Annotated in this window: 20 protein-coding genes; 13 read left to right on the top strand and 7 right to left on the bottom strand. The window is 63.9% G+C overall.

Going from position 1 to position 22,121, the window contains the following annotated elements:
* The first annotated feature begins 84 nt into the window (after positions 1-84).
* The 7 genes from J3489_RS03590 to J3489_RS03560 all read left to right on the top strand — a co-directional run bounded on the left by J3489_RS03590 (position 85) and on the right by J3489_RS03560 (position 7,344).
* Positions 85-1,563 carry an MDR family MFS transporter gene (locus tag J3489_RS03590; RefSeq protein WP_206996331.1) on the top strand — a complete coding sequence of 493 codons (1,479 nt, stop codon included), beginning with the start codon at positions 85-87 and terminating at the stop codon, positions 1,561-1,563.
* A 132-nt stretch (positions 1,564-1,695) separates the two neighbouring features.
* On the top strand, positions 1,696-3,288 hold the full coding sequence (locus tag J3489_RS03585; protein ID WP_206996330.1) for an MFS transporter: 1,593 nt from the start codon (positions 1,696-1,698) through the stop codon (positions 3,286-3,288).
* A 237-nt stretch (positions 3,289-3,525) separates the two neighbouring features.
* A complete protein-coding gene (locus J3489_RS03580; RefSeq protein ID WP_206996329.1) occupies positions 3,526-4,761 on the top strand; it encodes a Crp/Fnr family transcriptional regulator in 1,236 nt (411 codons plus the stop codon).
* A gap of 132 nt (positions 4,762-4,893) precedes the next feature.
* Positions 4,894-5,658: a flagellar motor protein gene (locus tag J3489_RS03575; protein WP_206996328.1), complete on the top strand. Its 765-nt coding sequence runs from the start codon at positions 4,894-4,896 to the stop codon at positions 5,656-5,658.
* A gap of 32 nt (positions 5,659-5,690) precedes the next feature.
* Positions 5,691-6,383 (top strand): OmpA family protein, encoded by a 693-nt coding sequence (locus tag J3489_RS03570; RefSeq protein WP_206996327.1) that lies wholly within the window; start codon positions 5,691-5,693, stop codon positions 6,381-6,383.
* Between the two features lie 74 nt (positions 6,384-6,457).
* Positions 6,458-6,655 carry a hypothetical protein gene (locus J3489_RS03565; RefSeq protein WP_206996326.1) on the top strand — a complete coding sequence of 66 codons (198 nt, stop codon included), beginning with the start codon at positions 6,458-6,460 and terminating at the stop codon, positions 6,653-6,655.
* Positions 6,656-6,858: 203 nt separating this feature from the next.
* Positions 6,859-7,344 (top strand): aminoacyl-tRNA deacylase, encoded by a 486-nt coding sequence (locus J3489_RS03560; protein ID WP_206996325.1) that lies wholly within the window; start codon positions 6,859-6,861, stop codon positions 7,342-7,344.
* Between the two features lie 124 nt (positions 7,345-7,468).
* Here J3489_RS03560 and J3489_RS03555 read toward each other — a convergent pair whose 3' ends face one another.
* Together J3489_RS03555 and metE are read right to left on the bottom strand one after the other, a co-directional pair.
* Positions 7,469-8,839 (bottom strand): MFS transporter, encoded by a 1,371-nt coding sequence (locus tag J3489_RS03555; protein ID WP_206996324.1) that lies wholly within the window; start codon positions 8,837-8,839, stop codon positions 7,469-7,471.
* A 415-nt stretch (positions 8,840-9,254) separates the two neighbouring features.
* The gene (gene metE, locus J3489_RS03550; protein WP_206996323.1) at positions 9,255-11,549 is read right to left on the bottom strand and encodes a 5-methyltetrahydropteroyltriglutamate--homocysteine S-methyltransferase; all 2,295 of its coding nucleotides are present in this window, start codon (positions 11,547-11,549) and stop codon (positions 9,255-9,257) included.
* A 127-nt stretch (positions 11,550-11,676) separates the two neighbouring features.
* On the opposite strand from metE, the gene J3489_RS03545 reads away from it, so the two are divergent.
* Positions 11,677-12,585: a LysR family transcriptional regulator gene (locus J3489_RS03545; protein WP_206996322.1), complete on the top strand. Its 909-nt coding sequence runs from the start codon at positions 11,677-11,679 to the stop codon at positions 12,583-12,585.
* A 68-nt stretch (positions 12,586-12,653) separates the two neighbouring features.
* Here the strand turns inward: J3489_RS03545 and J3489_RS03540 are convergent, their stop codons facing one another.
* Both J3489_RS03540 and J3489_RS03535 read right to left on the bottom strand, forming a co-directional pair.
* Positions 12,654-13,409 (bottom strand): SDR family oxidoreductase, encoded by a 756-nt coding sequence (locus J3489_RS03540; protein WP_206996321.1) that lies wholly within the window; start codon positions 13,407-13,409, stop codon positions 12,654-12,656.
* A gap of 43 nt (positions 13,410-13,452) precedes the next feature.
* Positions 13,453-13,854 (bottom strand): nuclear transport factor 2 family protein, encoded by a 402-nt coding sequence (locus tag J3489_RS03535; RefSeq protein ID WP_206996320.1) that lies wholly within the window; start codon positions 13,852-13,854, stop codon positions 13,453-13,455.
* 228 nt (positions 13,855-14,082) lie between these two features.
* Between J3489_RS03535 and J3489_RS03530 the strand changes: the two genes are divergently transcribed.
* Both J3489_RS03530 and J3489_RS03525 read left to right on the top strand, forming a co-directional pair.
* Positions 14,083-14,724, top strand: a complete 642-nt coding sequence (locus tag J3489_RS03530; protein ID WP_206996319.1) for a TetR/AcrR family transcriptional regulator — start codon at positions 14,083-14,085, stop codon at positions 14,722-14,724.
* Positions 14,725-14,864: 140 nt separating this feature from the next.
* On the top strand, positions 14,865-15,125 hold the full coding sequence (locus J3489_RS03525; RefSeq protein WP_206996318.1) for a hypothetical protein: 261 nt from the start codon (positions 14,865-14,867) through the stop codon (positions 15,123-15,125).
* 76 nt (positions 15,126-15,201) lie between these two features.
* On the opposite strand, the gene J3489_RS03520 is transcribed toward J3489_RS03525, so the two are convergent.
* Together J3489_RS03520 and J3489_RS03515 are read right to left on the bottom strand one after the other, a co-directional pair.
* Positions 15,202-15,942, bottom strand: a complete 741-nt coding sequence (locus J3489_RS03520) for an SDR family NAD(P)-dependent oxidoreductase (RefSeq protein WP_206996317.1) — start codon at positions 15,940-15,942, stop codon at positions 15,202-15,204.
* A gap of 395 nt (positions 15,943-16,337) precedes the next feature.
* A complete protein-coding gene (locus J3489_RS03515) occupies positions 16,338-16,622 on the bottom strand; it encodes a hypothetical protein (RefSeq protein WP_206996316.1) in 285 nt (94 codons plus the stop codon).
* A 167-nt stretch (positions 16,623-16,789) separates the two neighbouring features.
* Here J3489_RS03515 and J3489_RS03510 point away from each other — a divergent pair, with 167 nt between their 5' ends.
* On the top strand, positions 16,790-17,824 hold the full coding sequence (locus J3489_RS03510; protein ID WP_206996315.1) for an AraC family transcriptional regulator: 1,035 nt from the start codon (positions 16,790-16,792) through the stop codon (positions 17,822-17,824).
* Here J3489_RS03510 and J3489_RS03505 read toward each other — a convergent pair.
* Positions 17,821-19,134, bottom strand: coding sequence for an MFS transporter (locus J3489_RS03505; protein ID WP_206996314.1), 1,314 nt, complete (start codon positions 19,132-19,134; stop codon positions 17,821-17,823). The genes J3489_RS03510 and J3489_RS03505 overlap by 4 nt on opposite strands.
* A 242-nt stretch (positions 19,135-19,376) precedes the next feature.
* Here J3489_RS03505 and J3489_RS03500 point away from each other — a divergent pair, with 242 nt between their 5' ends.
* Together J3489_RS03500 and J3489_RS03495 are read left to right on the top strand one after the other, a co-directional pair.
* On the top strand, positions 19,377-19,838 hold the full coding sequence (locus tag J3489_RS03500) for a (2Fe-2S)-binding protein (RefSeq protein WP_206996313.1): 462 nt from the start codon (positions 19,377-19,379) through the stop codon (positions 19,836-19,838).
* Between the two features lie 3 nt (positions 19,839-19,841).
* Positions 19,842-22,049, top strand: coding sequence for a xanthine dehydrogenase family protein molybdopterin-binding subunit (locus J3489_RS03495; RefSeq protein ID WP_206996312.1), 2,208 nt, complete (start codon positions 19,842-19,844; stop codon positions 22,047-22,049).
* Positions 22,050-22,121: the final 72 nt, after the last annotated feature.

The raw sequence follows: 22,121 nt of genomic DNA, 5'->3' as shown, positions 1-22,121 counted from the left end.
AGCACGTCTGCCTGGATGCGCTCATAATTCAGGTTTTCGCCGTCATTTTCCTACGCAAATTTTTTCGCCAACCGAGCGAGCTCAATGTCAGGTAAACCACAAACTTCCCGGCCGCTCGTGGTGGCGTCCGTGATGGCCGCGAGCGCGATGGTCGCCATCGAAGCGACGATCGTCTCCACCGCCATGCCGCAAATCGTGGCCGACTTGGGCGGCCTCAGTCTATACAGCTGGGTCTTCGCTTCGTTCCTGCTTGCGCAGACCGCAACGACGGTCATGTTCGGCAAGCTCGCCGATTTGTACGGGCGCAAGCCCGTGATGCTCGCGGGACTCGTGATCTTCCTGATCGGCTCGGTGCTCGCGGGATTCGCGTGGTCGATGCCTGCGATGATCGTGTTCCGGCTGATCCAGGGCGTGGGCGCGGGCTGCATCCAGCCGGTGACGCTCACGATCGTCGGCGACCTGTATCCCGCGCGCGAGCGCGGCAAAGTGCAGGGCTACCTCGCGAGCGTGTGGGCGATCTCGGCCGTGCTCGGACCGATGGCGGGCGGCCTGATCATCAAGGATCTCTCGTGGGCGTGGATCTTCTGGATCAACGTGCCGATCGGCCTCGCATCGGCTGCGGGGTTCATTGCCTACCTGCACGAAGAGGAGCGGCACGAACGGCGTTCGATCGACATCCTGGGCGCGTCGCTCTTCACGGTCGCGATCGGCGCGCTGATGATGGGGCTCACCGACGTCAGCACCGGCGGCGAGCGTATGTGGCTCGCATTCGCGCTGTTCGGCGTGTGCTCCGTGCTGTTCGTCTGGCAGGAGCGGCGCGCGGCCGAGCCGATGATTTCGTTTTCGCTGTGGGCGCACCGGCCGATCGCGGCCGCGAACGCGTCGACGCTCTTTTGCGGCATGGCGTTGATGGGTCTGACGACGTTTCTGCCGATGTACGTGCAAGGCGTGCTGCATCGCTCGCCGGTCGTCGCGGGCCTCGCGCTGACGATGATGATGCTGGGCTGGCCCGCGGGGTCGACGCTCGCCGCGCGCTCGTTCCATCGCCTCGGGCTGCGGCGCGTCATGATCGGCGGCAGTTTCTTCCTGCCGATCGGCGCGCTGCCGTTCGTCGTGCTGAACCCCGGCAGCTCGCCGGTGACGGCGGGCGTGGGCTCGCTCGTGATGGGGCTCGGGATGGGCATGTCGAGCGTCTGCTGTCTCGTGCTGATCCAGGAGATCGTGAGCCCGCTGCAGCGCGGCAGTGCGACGGCGTCGAATCTCTTCGCCCGCAATCTGGGCAGCACGCTCGGCGCGACGATCTTCGGCGCGGTGCTCAACTACGGGCTGAGCCACGCGCAGGGCATGGCGGCGGTCACGGCGGATCAGTTGCGCCAGCTGCTCGACGCGTCGGCGGCGCGTGTCGAAGACCAATCGATCCGGCTCGTGCTGCATCAGTCGCTACATCAGACGTTTTGGGCCTTGCTCGCGATCGTCGTGGCGGCGGTCGTGTCCTTGCTCTTCGTGCCGGCGGTCCGCCTCGGCCAGCAGGCGCGCCACGTGTCCGCGAGCGAGGCGATCTAGCGCTTCCCGCGCGCAAAACGCATCCGTTCGCACGCGCTGGCGCGTATACGGCATCGAAGTGGATGAACCCGGCGCAGCAGCGGCGCGCCGCGTGCAACAGGTCGACCGCCTGGAACCGGTTGGGAGCGTCTCATGGCCACTGGCATCGATGTGCACGAGGAAGGCCGGCAGTTGCTGCCGTTTCGCGAGTCGGTATTGGCCATGCTGGGCGTGGCCTCGGTGTCGATGCTGATCGCGCTCGATCAGACGATCGTCGGCACCGCGCTGCCGCGCATCGTCGCCGATCTCAAGGGCTTCGATCTTTATGCGTGGGTCGCGACCGCCTACATGCTCGCGTCCGTCATCACGATTCCGATTTTCGGGCGCCTGGGCGACCTCTACGGACGCAAGCCGTTCATGCTGGCCGCGATCATCGTCTTCACCGTTGCATCGGTGCTGTGCGGGATGGCGACCAACATGCTGTCGCTCGTGCTCGCGCGCGGACTGCAGGGGATCGGCGGCGGCATCATGATCGGCACCGTGTTCGCGACCGTCGCCGATCTGTTTCCCGATCCCAGGCTGCGCCTGCGCTGGCTCGTGTTCGTCACGTCGGCGTTCGCGCTTTCCAACATGGTCGGGCCGATGCTCGGCGGCATGCTGACCCAGTACGGCGGCTGGCGCCTCGTGTTCTTCGTCAACGTGCCGGTGGGCATCGTGGCGCTGCTGTTCGTGCGCCGATTCCTACCGCACCTTCGCCATCGGCGCGAAGGCGAGCGCTTGCGCTTGGACTGGGTCGGCGCGTTCGTCGTCGCCGTAACGTTCGGCGCACTGCAGCTCATGATCGAGCTGTTGCCCAAGCAAGGCTGGAACACCCTGACGATGGGGCTCGGCACGATCGTGACGGTCTGCGCGCTCACGCTGTTCTTCTGGGAAAAGCGCATGGGCTACCCGATCATTCCCGTGGACATGCTGCTCGATCGCAAGCTCGGCGCGCTCTTCGCGATGTCGGTGCTCGGCGGCTTTGCGCTCTTCTCGCTGGTCTTCTACGTGCCGCTCCTGTTCCAGGGCGGGTATGCGATGTCGCCGCACGATTCGGGCACGCTGATCACGCCGCTCTTGCTCGGCACGACCCTTGGCAGCATCGTGAACAATCGCGTCGTCACGCGCATCCGGCGCGCGAACGCGATCATCTACATCGGGTTTGCGCTCGCCGCATTCGCGAGCCTCTCGGTGGTCGCGCTGAAGGGCAACGAACCGCATGTCGTGTGGATGTCGTGCATGGGCGCGAGCGGCCTCGGCCTTGGGCTCGTGGGGACGAGCCTGACCGTGTGTTCCCAGCAGATCGTCGCGCGCGATCATCTCGGCGCGGCCACGGCGCTCCTGCAATCGCTGCGCACGTTCGGCGGCATGCTGGGCACGGTGATGACGGGTGCGCTCCTGGGCCATCTCTACACGATGGGCGTGCATCGCTCGCTGGATTCCTATCAGGCCACACAGTGGTTCAAGTCGTTTGCGAGCCCCGAGTTGCTCATCGATCGCGCCGAGCAGGCCGCGTTGATCAACCGCCTCGTGAGCGCGGGCCATGCCGGCGACGCGATGATGAGTTCCGCACGCGGCGCGCTGGTGGATTCGATTCACGTGGGCCTGACCGTAGCCGCGGCGGCCGCGTTGATCGGGTTGTGCCTGGCGTGGTTCGTGCCGCCCGTGAAGGTGGGCTTTCTCGAGGCCCAACAACGGCAAGGTTGACCCGCTGTCAGGCAAATCTTTCGTCAGACTATTTCGAGCGCCCGAAAAGACAAACGTTTGCGCGCGATTTCATGTCTTTCGACGACGGCCAAAACGCTAAAGTCTGCGTAAGCCGTGTCGATATCCCTAGTAGTGAATGAGGACCGCGAGTGAGGGCCGTCAGCGATGATGGGCGTGTCTGCTGCGCGCGTCCGCAAAGTGCCGAACAGCCCATAACAAGATCCCCAGGGGAACATCGTGAAGCAGCAAAACTCGTCATGGTCGCGCACGGCGGCTCCGGGCGAAGTCATCTACTCCGAAGGCTATGCAGGCAAGCCGGTGATCTACGTGATCGCGGACGGCAAAGTCGAGATCTCCACGCGTTGCGACGAAAAGAAGGTCGTGCTGGCGACGCTCGGCAAAGGCGAGTTCTTCGGCGAGGCGGCGCTGCTGCCGTCGGAGCCGCGCGCGTCCACCGCGAAGGCGTTGTCCTTCTGCCAGCTGAGCGTCATCGACGTGAGCGTGGTCGAGGAAGAATTGGAAAGGGTTTCGCCGCTGCTGCGCCACATGGTGCGAACGATGATTCGCCGCCTCAAGCGAAAGGACGATCTGCTCGCGACCTACACGCATGCCGAATTCCTTCCGGGCGTGCTTTCGTATGCGCACGTGCTTTCGTTGATGGCGGGCGCCGAATACCGCGAAGAGCGTCTCGGACGTTCGCGCCAGGAAGAAGCCTCGGTGCCGCTTGCCGAAGTCGTCAAGAAGTGCCGCGCGATTGCCGGCCATTCGCGCCTGCACGTGATGGCGATGCTCAAGCGCATGGAGAGGCTCAATCTGATCTCGATGGAGGCCGGGCGCACGGAATACCTGGGCAAAGCATCGGCGTCGCCTCCCGCCGACGAGGGCGCGCTCAGCCGCCAGCTCGTCACGTTCGATCCCGTGAAAATTACCGACCGCGCGCAGCAGGTGGCCGACCAGGATCTCGACCTGGCGATCACGAGCGAACTCGAATTGATCGAGCTGTCCGATCTCGAAGCGCTGATCGGCGTGGAAAAGAAGGTGATTCTCAACAAGCTGTCTCATGGGGAGATCGCCGAGGACATCTTTGCGTTCCGCAAATCGAGCGTGCTGAATTACGTCGAAGAGAAGGGCGTTTCGTACTTCACGCGGCGCAACCGCCGCGCGGTCGCCGAGCTGGAGTCGCTCAGCGACCTCGAGTTCGTCGACGAGCGCGCGCTGTTCGATGCCGTCAGCGCATTCGACACGTACGATCTCGCGAAGCTGCTTGCCGCGATCGCGGATCCGTCGATCTCCGACCGGCTGCTCTCCGTCATGACGGAAGCGCGCAAGAAGGAGGTCTCGTGGATCATGCGGCGCGACATCAAGATCGATCCGATTGAAGTTCAGGAGATCGAGCAGCGGTTCATGGAAACGGTGAAGGCGATCAAGTCTTCGTCGGTCAATTCGTCGATGCCGCCCGCCTTCAAGGAATGACATGAAACAGCCCCCACGCTCACTTCTTGCTTTGCATGGGACCCGAGTAAGCGCTAAAGCGCTAACCCCGGATCGACACGCTGCCCCCCGAGGGGGTGTCAGCACTCTTGGGTCGGCCCGGCGAGTACTGACATGGACATCCTGACGCTATGCGGCGCGCTGCTCGGGGTGGCGGCGATCGTGTTCGGGTTCTCGCTCGAAGGCGGGCGCTTCGCTTCGCTGTTTCAGCTCGAAGCGCTCGTGATCGTGCTCGGCGGCACGATCGGCGCGGTCATGATCCAGAACACCTGGGCGCGGTTTTCCGATGGCGTCAGGCAGCTCGGCCTCGCGTTCACGAAGGCAAAAGCGGTCGACCAGGACAGCTTGTCCAGGCTGCTCGAATGGGGCGATCACGCGAAGCTGAACGGGATGCTTGCGTTTGAAGGGATGGACGTCAAAGGCATCGATCCGTTTGCGAGAAGGGGACTGGAGCTGCTTGCGAACGGCGTCTCCACGGCGGTGCTCGAAGATGCGTTGCAGCGCGAGCTGGAGGCCTACGAACGCAACCACATGGCCGCTGCGCGAATCTGGCTGCAAGCGGGAGGTTACGCGCCGACGTTCGGCATTCTGGGCTCGGTGCTCGGATTGATCCAGGTGACGGGCCACATTCTGGAGCCGTCGCAGCTCGGCCAAGGGATCGCGGTGGCGTTTGTCACGACGCTATACGGGCTTGGGTTCGCAAACCTGATGTTTTTGCCGCTGTACGGGAAGATCAAGGCGCAAGTGGATAGCGAGTTGCGTCTGCAAAAGCTCTATCTGGACGGCTTTCTTGCCATTTCCCGCCGGGAATCGCCGCAGACCATCGAGACGCGTCTGACCGGTGACGTGCGTCAGCGCTCGAAGGAAGTGCTGGCGTAACGCGTTCGCGCTCGAACCTGGAACCCTGAGAGATGAACGTCCGCACCGAGATCCGGCGCCTCGCGTCCGAAAAGAACGATGTGCACAAAGACGAGGATGCGGGAGGCGGCACCGAGCGCTGGCTCATTTCGTATTCGGATCTGATCACGACGCTGATGGTGCTGTTTCTCGCGCTCTACGCGCTGGAGCTTGCGAAATACCGGCAGCTGGAGACGACGGTCGAGTCGCAGCGAATCGTCAAGGCGGCTAAGCGCGTCGAGCATGCGGACCCTGCGAGCGGAAAGAAAGAGGCGGCGAAGAAGGAACTCTTGTCGCTGCTCGGCGCGCTTCGCGACAAAAAGCAGCTGACGTTGAGCGAGAATTCGCAAGGCGTGGAGATCGGAATCAATGCGAAGGTCTTGTTTCACTCGGGCGACGCGCATCTGCTGCCGGATTCGATGGATGTGCTGAGCCAAGTGGCGGATGTGCTCAAGACCTATTCGTCGAGCAATATTCTGGTTGAAGGGCACACTGACAGCGTGCCGATTTCCACCGGGAAGTACGAATCCAATTGGGAGCTTTCGTCGGCGCGCGCAGGGGCGGTGGTGCGGTTTCTCGTCGACAAAGGCATCGAACCGCACAGACTCGCGGCGATCGGCCGAGCCGACAATATTCCGCTCGTCATCGGCGACGATGAAGCGGCGCGCGCAGCGAATCGGCGCGTGACGATTCTGGTGCAGTATTGAGTCCGTCCGACCTGCATGAAATCAGCGATCCGCTTTGCTAGGATGGTAATTCCTTAACCAAATGGGGAAGGCGAATGGCAAACTTGTTTAGTCGCGGAGATGCAGCGAAGATCGCAGCGGAAATCGTTAAAGCGGCGGTGCAGAGTGGATCAATTCGTCTGATGGGAAGCGCATCCGAAGTCGGTGTCGCGGCAGCACATGCGAACAACGATGCCAAATACCTGGGAACATTGGTCGACAAGCTAGCCGACGAGCTGACCTACGTGGAATAGGGGGTGACGGGGCCCCGCTCGGCATCGCAGCGGGGCTGGCCGCAGCCTGAGCAGCAAGGGAGAGACACGCGGGCGTGCGGTGCTGCTGCGCATGGTGCCCGGTCGTCATGCCGATGTTCGCGTGCTTATCGCGCGCAAGCGAACTATCCTGAAAGATCACACTGAGTTGTTTATTCAATGCGATATCTGACAGGAGGTGTGCCATGTCAATGTGTGCAACCCTCGAGGATTGCCTGCGCAGCAAGGGCTCCCGGTACGAAATCCTGCATCACCCTTATAGCCATTCCAGCATGGAAACCGCGGCGGCGGCCCACATCCCGGGCGACCGCCTCGCGAAGACCGTGCTCTTCGAAGACGAGCAGGGCTACATTGCCGCTGTGCTGCCGTCGACCTATGCCGTAAAGCTGTCCGAACTATGGTCGAAGACCGGACGCCGTCTCGCGCTTGCGAAGGAAGTCGATCTGCGAGAACTGTTCAAGGACTGTGAATACGGCGCGCTGCCGCCCGTGTGCACGGCCTATGGCATGAAAACCTACCTCGACGAAAGCCTGGCCAGCCAGCCGGACGTCTACTTCGAGGCCGGCAATCACGAAGAACTGGTTCACATGGACGCCGATCAGTTCCTGACGCTGATGGACCGCGCAGAGCGTGCCCATTTCGGACGGCGGATGCAGGGAATGACGATTTGAACCGGAGCCGAGACCTGGTGTGCATGGACTGCCACATAGGTCTCGGCTGATCCGGCGTCCTCACCGAACGGCTGTGCGGCTGGCGTCGAAACCAGCCGCTTCTTTTTTCTCCAGTCGCTATCGATCATGCGGCCGGGGTCGGGTGTCCGCCCTCTCCCAACGCCCGCGCGTCGTCGTATTCCCGCGAGATGTCCTTGTTGGTGCGATCGCCCATCAGCGAAGCCGCGATCAGGCTGAGCACCGCGCATGCCAGGATGTAGTACGCGATTGCATAGCCGGAGTGGTAGTAAGCGAAGAGCGCGGTCGCAATGAGCGGCGCAGGGCCGCCCGCGATGACCGACGCCAACTGGTAGCCCAGCGATGCGCCGCTGTAACGCATTCGTCCCGTGAAGGATTCAGCGATCAAAGCGGCTTGGGGGCCGTACATCATCGAGTGCGGCACCAGCGAGAGCACAATCGCCACGAAGATCCAGATCGGATCCTTGGTATCGACCATTGCAAAATAGATGAAGCCGAATACCCCGGCGGCGGCAGCACCGATCAAGTACATCCGGCGCCGCCCGATCAGATCGGACACATGGCCAAAGAGCGGGATGGTGCCGAATTCCAGAACTGAAGCCGCCAGCACCGCCGTCAGCAACAGGTCGCGTGTCACGCCCAGGTTCCTGACGCCATAGGTGAAGACGAAGGCCGTGAAAATATAGAAAGGCGCCTGTTCGGCCATGCGGACAAAGGCCGAGAGAAGGATGTCCTTCGGCTGGCGGCGCAACACCTCGAGCATCGGCTTCTTCTCGATCCTGTGCTCGGCCAGGAGCCGCGCGAAGATCGGCGTTTCAAGAATATTTAAGCGGATATAGAGGCCGATCGCGACGAGCACGATACTCAGGAAGAACGGCACTCGCCAGCCCCAGGTGGCGAAACTGCTGCCGGAAATCCGGCTCATGGCCAGCACTGCCAGGTTAGCCAGGAACAGGCCCGCCGGCACCCCGAACTGCGGCCAGGAGGCAATGAAGCCTCGATGCGAGTTAGTGCGCGCCCATTCCATCGACATCAAGACCGAGCCGCCCCATTCGCCGCCGACGCCCACCCCCTGCATGAAGCGCAGTGCGGTGAGTGCAATGGCCCCCCAGATGCCGATCGTCGCATAGGTGGGGACGAAGGCCACGGCAAACGTGGCGAGACCCATCAACAACAGCGTGACGATCAGCGTGGCCTTGCGTCCGATGCGATCGCCGTAGTGGCCGAAAATGGCCGCGCCGACCGGCCGTGCTACAAAGCCGACGGCATAGATCAGAAAAGCCTGCAGTGTGCCGACGAGCGGGTTCGACTCCGGAAAATACAGCTTTGCGAAAATCAGGCCGGTCACGATGCTGTAGAGGAAGAAGTCGTACCACTCGATCGTGGTACCAATCGTGCTTGCGATGACGGCGCGGCGGAGTTGGCGCCGAGTCTCCTCATCGGAAAGGGGCATTGCCCCGGATGAAGTGGCAGCCATTTTGCATCCCCCCGTAAAAGGGACGTACACAATTAGACAATTTGCACCGTGAGAGATTCTGCAATGGCGCGCGGTGCGGCCGGCAAGAGCGCGTCCCGTTTGCCGGCATGGCAACAGAACCGGCACACCGGAGCGCACTGCTGCAGATGGAGGTTTGCAGTGTGAGATCGCTACATGTTCAGAATGCCTTATCGTGGTGAGGGGATCGCGTTCCGGACAGCGGGCGCCGTCGTTTCCTTGAGGCCCAGCAAGCGGCATGCCCGGGCTGGACACGCGACGCCGGCAGCCTGCTTCGGGCCGTTTCGAAACATCTCTGGGTTCTGAAAGAGGCCGGATGGGCGCGCGACCACTCTGAAAGACCTACCGAATAGAATCGAACCGGGACCAGAATTCGAGGCATCGCGAACTTGTGAAGTTACTGCGCCTGGCGGCGCAATGTTTTGGCGGCGGCCACCATATTCGTCAGCGCCGGAATGACTTCCGCCCACTGACGCGTCTTCAGGCCGCAGTCCGGGTTCACCCACAGGCGCTCCGCGGGAATGCGTTCAGCTGCCTTCTTCATGAGCTGAACAATATGTTCCTGGCTCGGAATGTTCGGGGAGTGGATGTCGTACACGCCCGGCCCGATCTCGTTCGGATACTTGAAGTTGTCGAAGGCATCGAGCAGCTCCCTATCCGAGCGCGACGTTTCGATCGTGATCACGTCCGCGTCCATGTCGGCGATCGATGCAATGATGTCGTTGAACTCCGAGTAGCACATGTGCGTGTGGATCTGGGTCTCGTCGCGCACGCCATTGGCGGTGATACGGAAGGACTCGACCGCCCAGTCCAGGTACCCCTGCCATTGCGACCGGCGCAGCGGCAGGCCCTCGCGCAGCGCGGCCTCGTCGATCTGGATCACGCGGATGCCGGCGCGCTCCAGGTCCAGCACCTCTTCGCGGATCGCCAGCGCAAGCTGGTGGCAGGACACCGGGCGCGGCTGGTCGTCGCGGACGAAGGACCAGTTCAGGATGGTCACGGGCCCGGTCAGCATGCCCTTCATCGGCTTGCTGGTGAGGGACTGCGCGTACTGGATCCACTCCACGGTCATCGCCTTCGGGCGGCTGATGTCGCCGAACAGAATGGGCGGCTTCACGCAGCGCGAGCCATATGACTGAACCCAACCGAACTGGCTGAAGACATAGCCGTCCAGCTGCTCGCCGAAATACTCGACCATGTCGTTGCGCTCGGCCTCGCCGTGAACCAGCACGTCCAGGCTCAGGGCCTCCTGTTCACGGACGCTGCGTGCGATCTCGGCCCGCATGGCGGCCTGGTAGCCCGCCTCGTCGAGCGCGCCGGCCTTGAACTGGCTGCGCGCATGGCGGATCTCGGCGGTCTGCGGGAAGGAGCCGATGGTGGTGGTCGGGAATGCCGGCAGCCTCAAGCGCGCGGTCTGCTTCGGCGCGCGGGCGGCATACGGGTTCTGACGCTGGCCGAGCGCAGCGTCGATGCGGCCCAGAGCCGCCTTGACGGCCGGGTTGTGGACACGCGGCGACGCACGACGGCTCTCGATCGCCGCCGCATTCGACGCCAGCTCCGCGGCAACCGACGCGCGGCCATGATTGAGCGCAGACGCGAGCACCTTCAGTTCGTCGAGCTTCTGCAAGGCGAACGCCAGCCACGAACGGATCTCCGGATCGAGCTTCTGCTCGCTCGAAAGGTCGACCGGCACGTGCAGCAGCGAGCACGACGGCGCGATCCACAGCCGCGCGCCGAGCGTCTGCGCAAGCGGTTCGAGCCATTCGAGGGCCGCGGTCAGGTCGGTCTTCCAGATATTGCGGCCGTTGATCGCGCCGACCGAGAGCACCCGGTCCGCCGGCAGTTCGCGAGCCGCCTTCGCGACCTCGTCGCGGGCATTGATGGCGTCGACGTGCAGGCCATCCACCGGCAGCGAGCACGCGAGCGCGAGATTGTCCTGCAACTGACCGAAGTACGTCGCGAGCAGCAGTTTGACCCTGCGAGTCTCAAGTGCCTCGTACGCGGTGACGAATGCCTGCTGCCATGCCGGATCGAGCTCGGTGACGAGCGCCGGTTCGTCGATCTGCACCCACTCGACACCCTGTGCGGCGAAATTGTCGAGCAGCGCACCGTACACGGGCAGCAACTTCGGCAGCAGCGCGAGGCGGTCGGAATCGTCTTTCGCCTTGCCGAGCCACAGGTACGTGACCGGGCCGATGATCACGGGCTTTGCGTTCATGCCGAAGGAACGGGCCTCGGTCAGCTGCGTCACGAGGCGTGACGCGTCCAGCGTGAAGCCGGTCGTCGCGGAGAACTCCGGCACGATGTAGTGATAGTTCGTATCGAACCACTTGGTCATCTCGCCCGCCGCGACGCCGCCGCAGCACGCGCCATGTTCTTCTGCGGTCTGCGCAGAACGGCCGCGCGCCACACGGAAGGCGTTGTCGAGCGCGTCGCCGTGGAAGCCCCGCACACGCTCCGGCAGGTTGCCCAGGGTGAAGCTCATGTCGAGCACCTGGTCATAGAACGCGAAGTCGCCGACGGGAGCCAGATCGAGACCTTGCTGATTCTCCCAGTGACGCTGACGCAACTGCGCGCCCAGTGCCTTGAGTTCGTCGCGCGAGGACTGGCCCTTCCAATAATTCTCGAGGGCGAATTTCAGTTCGCGTTTGGCGCCGATGCGCGGGAAGCCGAGATTGTGTGTCGTAACCATGGAAGCTGCCGTTCAGGAAGAGGGAAAGATCTGGCAGCAATGGTAGGATTTTCATCTCATGAAATAAAATGGCATTTTTTCATTGATCCATTAGATTTGTTCATGTCACTTTTTGCGAGTCCTTGCCATGCTGGAACGGTTTCATCTCGTCATCATCCGTGAAGTGGAGCGTCAAGGCTCTTTGACGGCAGCGGCCAACGCGCTGCATCTCACGCAGTCGGCGCTCAGCCATACCGTCAAGAAAATCGAGCAACAGCTCGGCACGCCGATCTGGGATCGCGAAGGACGAACGCTGCGGCTTACGCAGGCGGGGCAGTACCTGCTCTCGCTGGCCAACCGGCTCCTTCCTCAGTTCGAGCACGCGGAAGCGCGAATGAAGCAGTACGCAGACGGCGAGCGCGGTACGCTGCGCATCGGCATGGAGTGCCACCCGTGCTATCAGTGGCTGCTCAAGGTGGTGTCGCCGTATCTGTCGCGCTGGCCCGATGTCGACGTGGATGTGAAGCAGCGTTTCCAGTTCGGCGGCATCGGCGCGCTCTTCGGCTACGACATCGACGTGCTCGTCACGCCTGATCCGCTCATGCGGCCGGGATTGCGCTTCGATCCGGTGTTCGACTACGAGCAGGTGCTCGTGGTCTCGGAACGGCATCGGCTCGCGAATGTCCGTTATGTGACGCCGGAGCAACTCGTCGGCGAGACGCTGATCACTTACCCGGTCGAGACCGATCGGCTCGATATCTACACTCAGTTCCTGCGGCCGGCGGGCGTGGTGCCGCGCCGCCACAAGACGATCGAGACCACCGACATCATGTTGCAGATGGTCGCGAGCGATCGCGGCGTGGCCGCGCTGCCGCGCTGGCTCGCCGACGAGTATGCGGACCGTATGCCTGTGGCGAGCGTCAAACTTGGACGCAACGGTGTCGCGAAGCAGATCTTTCTGGGTACGCGAGAGGCCGATGCCGGCATCGACTATCTGCACGCGTTTGTAGAACTCGCGCGCGGCGCGAAGCATGGCGCGCCGCGCGCGAGACGGTAGGCGCGGCGACGGGCGGATGGCTCATCCGTCCGCGAATCGCCTGGATCACGTCTCCGGCAGCCGGCAATTCACCCGCCCAGCACTTCCGTCATCTGTGCATTGAAGCCGTTGACCAGCTCGTGTTCATCGGGACCCGGGTTGCCGCGGAACAGCTTGGCGCCTTCAACCAGAATTTCATCGGCATCGGTTCCGAGGACAGCCATCGTTTCGTCGATGTACGCTTCAAGCGGCATCGCCTGCTCGGCTTCGCGGCTGTTCATGAGGTCCGTGCGCACCCAAGGCGGTGCGATCTCGAGCACGCGAACCGTCGTGTCCCGCAGCATGAAGCGTTGCGACAGGACGTACGAATGAAGCGCCGCCTTGGTCGACGAGTACACGGCGGTCACCGCCAACGGCACGAAAGCCAGCACCGAGCTGGTATAGGCGACGACAGCATCGTTCCTGGTCTTGAGGTGATCGATCAGCGCGGACGTCATGCGGATCGGCCCCATGAGGTTGGTCGTGATGGTGGACACCATCAGCGCGTCGTCGATCTGGCCACCCGCCTGGTCGGGCTGCATGATCCCGGCGTTATTGATCAGCACATTGAGATCGGGATAGTCCGCGATCAACTGCGCCGCTACCCGGCCGATGCTGGCGGCATCGGAGAGGTCGAGCTCGACCGCGGCCATGCCAGGGTTCGCCGCCACCACCTCGTCCAGGTGGCTGCGCCGGCGGCCGCCGATGATGACCTTGTTGCCGCGCTTGTGGAGCGCCTCGGCGAGCCCGCGGCCAATGCCCGAACCGCCGCCCGTGATGAAGATCGTGTTTCCGGTGAGTTTCATGATCGTTTCCTTGTTGATGTATCAGGGGTTGATGGTTGCGCGCTCAGGCAGGGAACCGGTCGCCGAACATCGGCAGGCCGCTCGCGGATTGCGCCTGGGTCGCTTCGTCCTGGAGGACGTCCCAGTGCTCGGCGAGCTTGCCGTCCTCGAAGCGGACGACGTCGGCTGCTATCCACGCAGCGGACCTGCCGATCCCGGTGAAGCGGCCATGTGCGATGACATAGTCACCTTCGGCCACGATCAGCTGGTTCTCGTAGCGCGCGGTGTCAGGCAGCGCGCGAACCAGGTTGAACAGGCCGTCGCGACCCGGTGCAATATGGGCGCTGTGCTGAATGTAGCGATCGGACCAGAAGTGCTGTGCTGCAACGTAGTCGCGCTTGTTGAACAGGGTGTCGAATGCTTCCAGCACGAGCGCCTTGTTCTGTTCAGGGGTTGTCTTCGTCATGTCGAGGCCCTCTTTCAAGATTCGGGTGACGACGCCCTCAGGCGTCAGATAGCCGTTGTGCCCCCTGCTGCCTGAACGTTCAGGTAAAGAAGGCTATACTCATGACAATGGTGAGTGACATTGTCATTGCGACGGATTGTGGGCGCCCGCACGGGTAATGTCAATGGTGATCGACATTGTATTTTTCGATGGGTCTTATTGGGCCGTAGCCGGCCGAAGGGAGGGGAAGTGGGTGTTTCCAGGCAGCAGGCGGTTGAAAACCGGCGCGCAATCGTGGCCGCCGCCGAGAAGCTGTTTCGCGAGCGCGGCGTCGATGCGGTCGGGCTCGCCGAGCTGATGAAGGCGGCGGGCTTTACGCAGGGCGGTTTCTACAACCACTTCAAATCGAAGGACGCGCTGGTCGCCGCAGTGATGGAAAAGGCGATGGAAGAGGGTGGAGAGGCTTTTGCCTCCCTCATCGAAAACGCCAGGTCAGCTGACGCCGACCCGGTCAAGGAAAACATTCAGTGGTACCTGTCCCCCGAGCATCGCGCGAATGTCGATGCGGGTTGCCCCTGGTCGGGTTTTGTCGGCGACGCCCCCCGGTTCGACGGCGTGGCGCGCGGTTCTTACGCGCAAGGTCTTGCGACGAACCTCGAACGATTCGCCAAGGTCATCGAAGAGGCAGAGGGGATCAGCGAAGGCGGCCGCAGGAAGGCGATTACTTTGTTCACCCAGATGGTCGGTACACTGCTGCTTTCGCGTGCTGTTGCAGACGTTGACCCGGCGCTCGCGGATGAAATTCTTGACGAGGGCCGTCAGCATCTCCTCACCGCCGTGGACACGCAACCCGGAATTCAATCGCGCGCACGCCCGCGCCGACGGCCGTAACAAGCTCGATACTCAGCGGATACGGAGGTCCGCTCAGGGCCGGACTGCGCCTCCTGCGTTCGGCAGAGTCCAGGCACGTACCGCGACGAATTCTTCATCGACCCTATTGTCAAAGTCACGTTGCTGGAGTTCACACCATCATGAAGCCCTTTTGCTTCGCAGCGGCCCTCTTCGTGCTCACCGCCGGCTGCGCGTCGACAGGGTCGTCCACGAATAATCAGACCGCCCGGCCAAGTCCGGCCGCCACGGATACCTACATTCTGCATACTACCGAAGGTGCGACGCCCGGCAACTCCACGTCAAAGCCGCCGAGACTCAGCGTCGGTGTCAGCTATCCCGATACGCAATTGATTTTGCCGTGGTTCATCAACGACATCATCGACTTCATTAACTATCGCTAGTCCGACAGCGACTCCCCGGCGCGTTCGCACGGTCGTCGCCCTTCGTCAAATCCGTAGGCCGAATAGGTGCCCAGGCTCAGGCGTTCATCCCGCCATCCACCGTAAGATTCGTCCCGGTAATGTACGAGGCCTCCGGGCCGGCGACGAACGCTACCATTGCGGCGATCTCCTCGGCGCGCCCGTATCGATTGAGCGCTGTGGCGGCCTTCTGCGGCACCGCCCAATCGCCTGAGGCGGGATTCAAGTCTGTATCGATCGGCCCCGGCTGGACGTTGTTGACCGTGATGCCCCGGCCTCCCAACTCTCTGGACAGCGCCTGGGTGAACATCCTGACCGCTGCCTTGGTGGCCGCGTAGGGCACCAGCCCGGGCGCGATGGCACGCTCGCCCACCGCCGAGCCGATCATGATGATGCGGCCACCCTCGCTCAGGTGCTTCAGCGCAGCCTTGGTCGTAGCGAATACGCCGCGGATGTTGATGTCGATCACTTTATCCATCTCCTCCAGCGTCGTGTCTTCAAACGGTTTCGGAATGGCCGTGCCCGCATTGTTCACCAGCACATCCAGCCGCCCGAAGGTCGCAAAAGTTTTCTCGACCGCCGCCTCGACGGCCTCGACGTCAGCAGCGTCCGCCTGGATCGCAATGGCCCTTCCGCCATTGAGTTCAATCTCTTTGACCACGGCCGACGCCGCGCCGGCGTCCTTCGCGTAGGTAAAGGCCACACTCGCTCCATCCGCCGCCAGACGTTTCGCGATTGCCGCACCGATGCCGCGTGAGCCACCGGTAACGAGTGCCACTTTCTGAGCTAACTTGGACATGTGATTTCCTAAGGTTTCTGCAATCAAACCAACGAACTTCTTCGTAGCGCCACTTTTGATCCAAGGTGGTGCAACGACTATAGGTTTCCGTAGAGCGTGCGGCAAAGACCTTGTATGCAGGGGGGGCATGCCTCTCGGGCATAGCAGGAGGAGGCCGAACGACGCAAGGAACGGCCGCTATGGAGTCGGTGGAATGCCCGCCATATCGGGTCGATAGCGCGGATTCGTCGAAGCAGCAAACGGACCTCAGCTGCCGCTGATTGGCAAGCGCAACGTCCTGGCTCCCGGCAAAGCGCCGTCGATAGCGTGACTCTCAGGTTCTTGGACTGTAGTTTTTTTTACAATTCGGCCCACATCTGCGCGCGTGCGGCGCCGCTTGATTTCTGCCGCCTGCCTCAGCTCGCCGCGCCGTCGCGCATTCTGATCAGCGCATGCCGCTCGAGCAAGTCGAGCATCACGATCACGCGGTGTCGCTGCGTGGTCACCAGCTCGTGCGTTTTGACGAGCGCTCGAATGCGCTTTTCCCAGTATTCGAGATCGAACCGGTTTGACGCGCTGCTGGCGTCGGCGCGCGTGACGAGTTGGACCATGCGCTCGAAGTGGTCAAGCTGGCTGTCCGCCAGCTGGGCTGGCAGCAGTTCCCCGGTCTTGACCGTCGGTTGTTCGTTGGTGACAGTCATGTTGGTCTCTTATCGAGGCTTTTTGAGCCTCCACCCGTGCAACGATAGCGCGGTTTTTTTGCTACGCTTTACCGTGCGTCTCAATTCTCGACGCCGGCAGCGCCGCAATTTGCGGTTGCTGCAGCCGCCAACGGCGGCACCGCATTTTTCCCTTGTCGAAAGGCACCATGACCGAACGCTCGACGCCGAACGGATCCGCCCGCGACGCCGCACTTCGCGACGGCGTCGTGACGCACACCTTCAGCACGCGTTCGTTCACCGCCGACGAGCAATTGCTGGCCTGGCGCGGGCGGGTGGGGCACGTGGTCGACGTGCCGCCTTCGAAGCGGCAGCTGGCCGACGGGTTCGACGGCCATATCGACTTTTATGGAATTGGCGGGCTGGCTTTCACCGATTGCAGCACCGACGCGATGGTCCTCGAGCGCTCGGTCGCGCGCGTTTCCACCGACGCGAATCGGAACATCGGCTTTCATATGTTCTTGGAGGGCGGAATCGGCAACCTCATGGGCATGCACAAGAAGCGCAGTGCCGCCGATCCGCAGCAGGGCATCGTCGCGCTCGACTTGAACCAGCCGTTCAAGGTCGAACGTCGCGCCTGCCGCGTGCTGACGCTGTTCGTGCCGAGGCAGATCGTGGCCGCAGGGCTGCCGGACGTCGATTCGATTCATGGCCGGGTCGTCCCGCAGGAGTCGCAGCTTGCGCGTCTGATCCTGGATCACGTGGCGGCGATCGTCAGGGAGATGCCGACACTCGATCGCGACAGCGCAGCCGGCGCAATGAACGCCGGCGCCGAGCTTCTGATCGCGGCGTTTCGAGAGCAGTCACGCCTGACGGGGTCGAGCCGTGCGGCGCTGCAGACGGCGGTCATGGGGCAAATTCGGCGCTACGTCGAAGCCAACTTGCACCGGAGCGACCTGACGCCCGCGAGCGTCGTCGACGGCCTGTGCTTGAAGCGCTCGACGATCTATCGCTGGTTCGAGCACGAGGGCGGACTCGGCGTATACATTCGCAATCGCAGGCTCAGGGAAGCGGCGGACGAATTGGTGCGCTACCCGCATCTCCAGATCACGGAAATCGCCTACGGGCTCGGCTTTAACAGCACATCGGATTTCTCACGTGCGTTTCGCCGCGCGTTCGAGATGAGTCCGCAGGAAATGCGCGAACGCGCGCTCGTGCTGCAGCATGGCGGCGTATCGGCTTAGTCGGTCTCGCGCTCGCTTCGCGCACGCGCAGCGGTCGATCGGCCGGGCTCGGGAAAGCGGTGCAAGCCGATGAGCGTGACGACCGTCGCGGCCATCAGATACCACGCGGGAATCATCGGGTTGCGCGTCAGCTCGATGAGCCATGTCACCAGGAACGGCGAGAATCCGCCGAATATCACCACGCCTAAAGCGTAGATCACGGCAAGGCCCGCCGCGCGCCGATGCCGCGGAAACGCTTCGAGCATCATCGTCGAGCTCGCGCCGGCGTTGTTCACCGCAATCGCCACGTAGGCCGTGATGATGACGAGCGCGGCGACGTCGCCGGCACCGTGGGTCAGCGCCCAGAAGGTCGGGTAGGCCGCAGCCAGCGACGCCGCGAGCAACACGTACTGAAGCGTCTTGCGGCTCGCGTGCCGGTCGGCGGCGCGGGCAACGAGCGGTGTCGTCACCAGGATCGCGAGACCCGACAGGCAGGCGGTCAGCATGCTGATGGCAGGAGGGCGGTGCAGCGTCCGAACCAGGTAGGCCGGCATGTAGAACACCGTCAGGTAGATGCTCACCGAAGACGCGGCCATGTTCAGGATGCCGTAGACGAGCGTGCGCGGATGCTCGGCAAGCAAGCGCGCGGGCGTGACTTCGCGCGGCTGCCGATCCGCGCTCGCGGCCGGCATGCGGCGGCGCAGATACCAGCCGACCGGGCCGATCAGGCCGCCGAGCGCGAAAGGAACGCGCCATCCCCAGTCCTGCATGGCCGCGGGCGACAAGAGCGCGATGGTGAGCGCCCCGGCCAGCGCCGCCGCGAACGCCGCCGCGCCCTGACTCGCGCCGCGCCAGCTCACCATGAAGCAGCGCCGTTCCTCTGGCACCGACTCCATCAGCGTCGCGGACGCGGGCCCGATCTCGCCGCCCGCCGCGAGCCCCTGTATCAATCGCGCGGCCACCATGAGCACGGTCGCTGCGGGGCCGATCGACGCAGCCGTCGGCAAGCACGCGATCGTCCAGGTGCCGATCGTCATCAGCAGCAGGGAAACGGTCATGCCGGCTTTGCGGCCGCGCGTGTCGGCGATATGGCCGATCAGGATCGCGCCGAGCGGCCGCATCACGAAGCCCGCGCCGAAGGTGGCGAGCGAAAGCAGCACCGACGACGCGGGGCTGCCCGACGGAAAGTAAAGCTTGCCGATCAGGACCGCGGAGAAGCTGTAGACCGTGAAGTCGTACGCGACGAAGCCGTTGCCGATCACGATCGCGACGATGAATCGCGTGAAATCGGCTCGGGCCGGGACGGCTATCTTGTCGGCGACGTTGTGCATGAGCGGGGGCGGCGTGCGGCTCTCCGGGATGCCGGCGCGCGGCGCGCCGAATGGAACATGACGTGCCCATCTTTACGGCCGGCGGACGGAAATCTTTATGCCGCCTCGCCGCGAAACCCGCTGCCTGTGCGGCGGCTCGCGCTCAACAGGATTGGGCAAGAAATTCAGAGAATCGAACCAAGACAATCGTCCTCGATCGCGGCACACTCCACCGGTTCCGAGCACAACCCACGGAGCCGTCGATGTCCACCTCCTTCATTCTCAACGGCAAGCCCACCACGCTGGATGCCGATCCCAACATGCCGTTGCTGTGGGCCATCCGCGAAGTCGCGGGACTGCACGGCACCAAGTTCGGCTGCGGCATGGCGCAATGCGGCGCGTGCACGGTCCATCTCGAAGGCCAGGCCACGCGCTCGTGCGTCCTGCCGCTCGCGGCCGTCGCCGGCCGGCACGTGACCACCATCGAAGGCCTGGAGAGCAAGCCCGCGAAGGCCGTGCAGGCGGCGTGGGTCAAGCTCCAGGTGCCGCAGTGCGGCTACTGCCAGTCCGGGCAGATCATGTCGGCGTCGGCGCTTCTGGAGCAAAACCCCGCGCCCACCGATGCCGACATCGACGCCGCGATGAACGGCAACCTCTGCCGCTGCGCGACCTACGCCCGCATTCGCGCGGCCATCCACAGCGCCGCCGACTCGATCAAGGGATGAACCATGACGACCGACACGACCGATATCGTTGACGCCGAGCGTCCGGCGCGGCGCAGCTTTCTCAAGGGCGCGGGCACCGCGGCCGCGCTGGCGCTCACCATCGGCTTCGAATGGGCCGGCCCGGCGCGGCGCGCGTTCGCGGCCGCTGCCACTCAGGCGGGGGGCGCCTTCACGCCCAACGCCTTCCTGCGCATCGGGACCGACGACAGCGTGACCGTGATCGCGAAGCACGTCGAGTTGGGCCAAGGCGCCTACACCGGCATCGCGACGATCGTCGCTGAAGAACTCGACGCCGACTGGGCGCAGGTTCGCGTCGAGAGCGCGCCGGCCGATGCGAAGCGCTACGCGAATCTCGCGTTCGGCACGATACAGGGCACGGGCGGCAGCTCGGCCATGTCGAATTCGTGGATGCAACTGCGCCAAGCCGGGGCGAAAGGGCGTGCGATGCTGGTCTCGGCGGCGGCCGCGAAATGGCGCGTGCCGGCCGCGGATCTGCGCACGGAACGCGGCAGCGTCCATCACCCGGCGAGCGGACGCCGCGCGACGTACGGTTCGCTGGCAACCGCCGCGGCCAAGCTGCCCGTGCCGGATACCGTCACGCTCAAAGACCCCAAGGCGTTCAAGCTGATCGGCACGCAGGTCCCGCGCGTGGACGCGGCGGCGAAGTCGAACGGCACGGCGCAGTTCACGATCGACGTCACGTTCCCCGGCATGCTCGTGGCGCTGCTCCAGCGTCCGCCGCAGTTCGGCGCGACGGTCAAGTCTTTCGATGCGTCCGCAACCAAGGCCGTGCCCGGCGTGGTGGACGTCGTGCAGGTGCCGCGCGGTGTTGCCGTCGTCGGGAAGAGCTTCTGGGCGGCGAAGCAGGGACGCGATGCGCTCAAGGTCGAGTGGGACGACACGCACGCGGAAAAGCGCAGCTCCGCGGACATCATGAACGCGTACCGCCGGCTTGCCGAACAGCCGGGCCGTCCGGCGCACGTCGCGGGCGATGCGCCGCAAGCGATCGAGGGCGCCGCGAAGAAAATTTCGGCCACCTACGAATTTCCGTACCTCGCCCATGCGCCGATGGAGCCGCTCGACGCGGTCGTCAAGCTCACGGCGGACAGTTGCGAGATCTGGGCGGGCGACCAGTTCCAGACGGTCGATCAGGCGAACGCCGCGCACACGGCGGGCCTGCCGCCCGAGAAGGTGAGCATCCACACGCTCTATGCGGGCGGCAGCTTCGGGCGGCGCGCGAATCCGGGTTCGGACTACATCGTCGAAGCGGTGTCGATCGCGAAGGCGCTCGGCGCGAACGGCACGCCCGTCAAGCTGCAATGGACGCGCGAGGACGACATCCACGGCGGCCTCTATCGCCCGATGTACTTCCACAAGCTCGAAGCGGGCCTCGACGCCAACGGCCAATTGACCGGCTGGCATCACCACATCGTCGGGCAGTCCATCCTCGCGGGCACGCCGTTCTCGGCGATGGTCAAGGACGGCATCGATTCGACTTCAGTCGAGGGCGCCGCGAACATCGCCTACGCGATTCCGAACGTCTCCGTGGAATTGACGACGACGCAAACGGGGGTGCCGGTGCTGTGGTGGCGAGTCGTCGGCAGCTCGCATACCGCGTTTGCCGTCGAAGCCTTCATGGACGAAGTGGCGCACGCGGCCGGCCAGGACCCGTACACGTTCCGGCGCAACCTGCTTGCGCACGAGCCGCGCATGAAGGCGGTGCTCGAGCTGGCGGCCGAGCGCGCAGGCTGGAGCAGCACGCCGTTGCCTGCGGGCAAGGGCCGCGGCATCGCGGTCGCCGAAGCGTTCAATACCTACGTCGCGCAGGTCGCCGAAGTGACCGTCGACAAGGACGGCAAGGTCAAGGTCGATCGCGTGGTGTGCGCGGTGGATTGCGGCACGCCGATCAACCCCGACATCATCGCGGCGCAGATGCAAGGCGGCATCGGGTTCGGTCTCGGGGCCGTGCTGTACGGCGCCATCACGCTCAAGGACGGGCGCGTCGAGCAGAACAACTTCGACGGCTACCACGTGCTGCGCATGAACGCCATGCCGAAGGTCGAGGTGTATATCGTGCCGTCGGGCGAGGCGCCGACCGGCGTGGGCGAGCCGGGGGTGGCGCCGGTCGGGCCCGCGGTTGCAAACGCGATTTTTGCGGCCACGGGCAAGCGGTTTCATGCGCTGCCGTTCGAGGGGAAAAGCGAGGCTTGACGGCCAAGGCTGCGCTCGTCGCCGCGGTCGGCTCGCGCTGGGCGCTCCTGCTGAACGCTGCGTGGCGAAGCT

Origin of the sequence: Trinickia mobilis, from assembly GCF_017315705.1 — a bacterium.
Lineage (GTDB): Bacteria > Pseudomonadota > Gammaproteobacteria > Burkholderiales > Burkholderiaceae > Trinickia_A > Trinickia_A mobilis.
The sequence above is the reverse complement of the archived record's forward strand: the minus strand, read 5'-3'. Positions and strand labels throughout refer to the sequence as shown.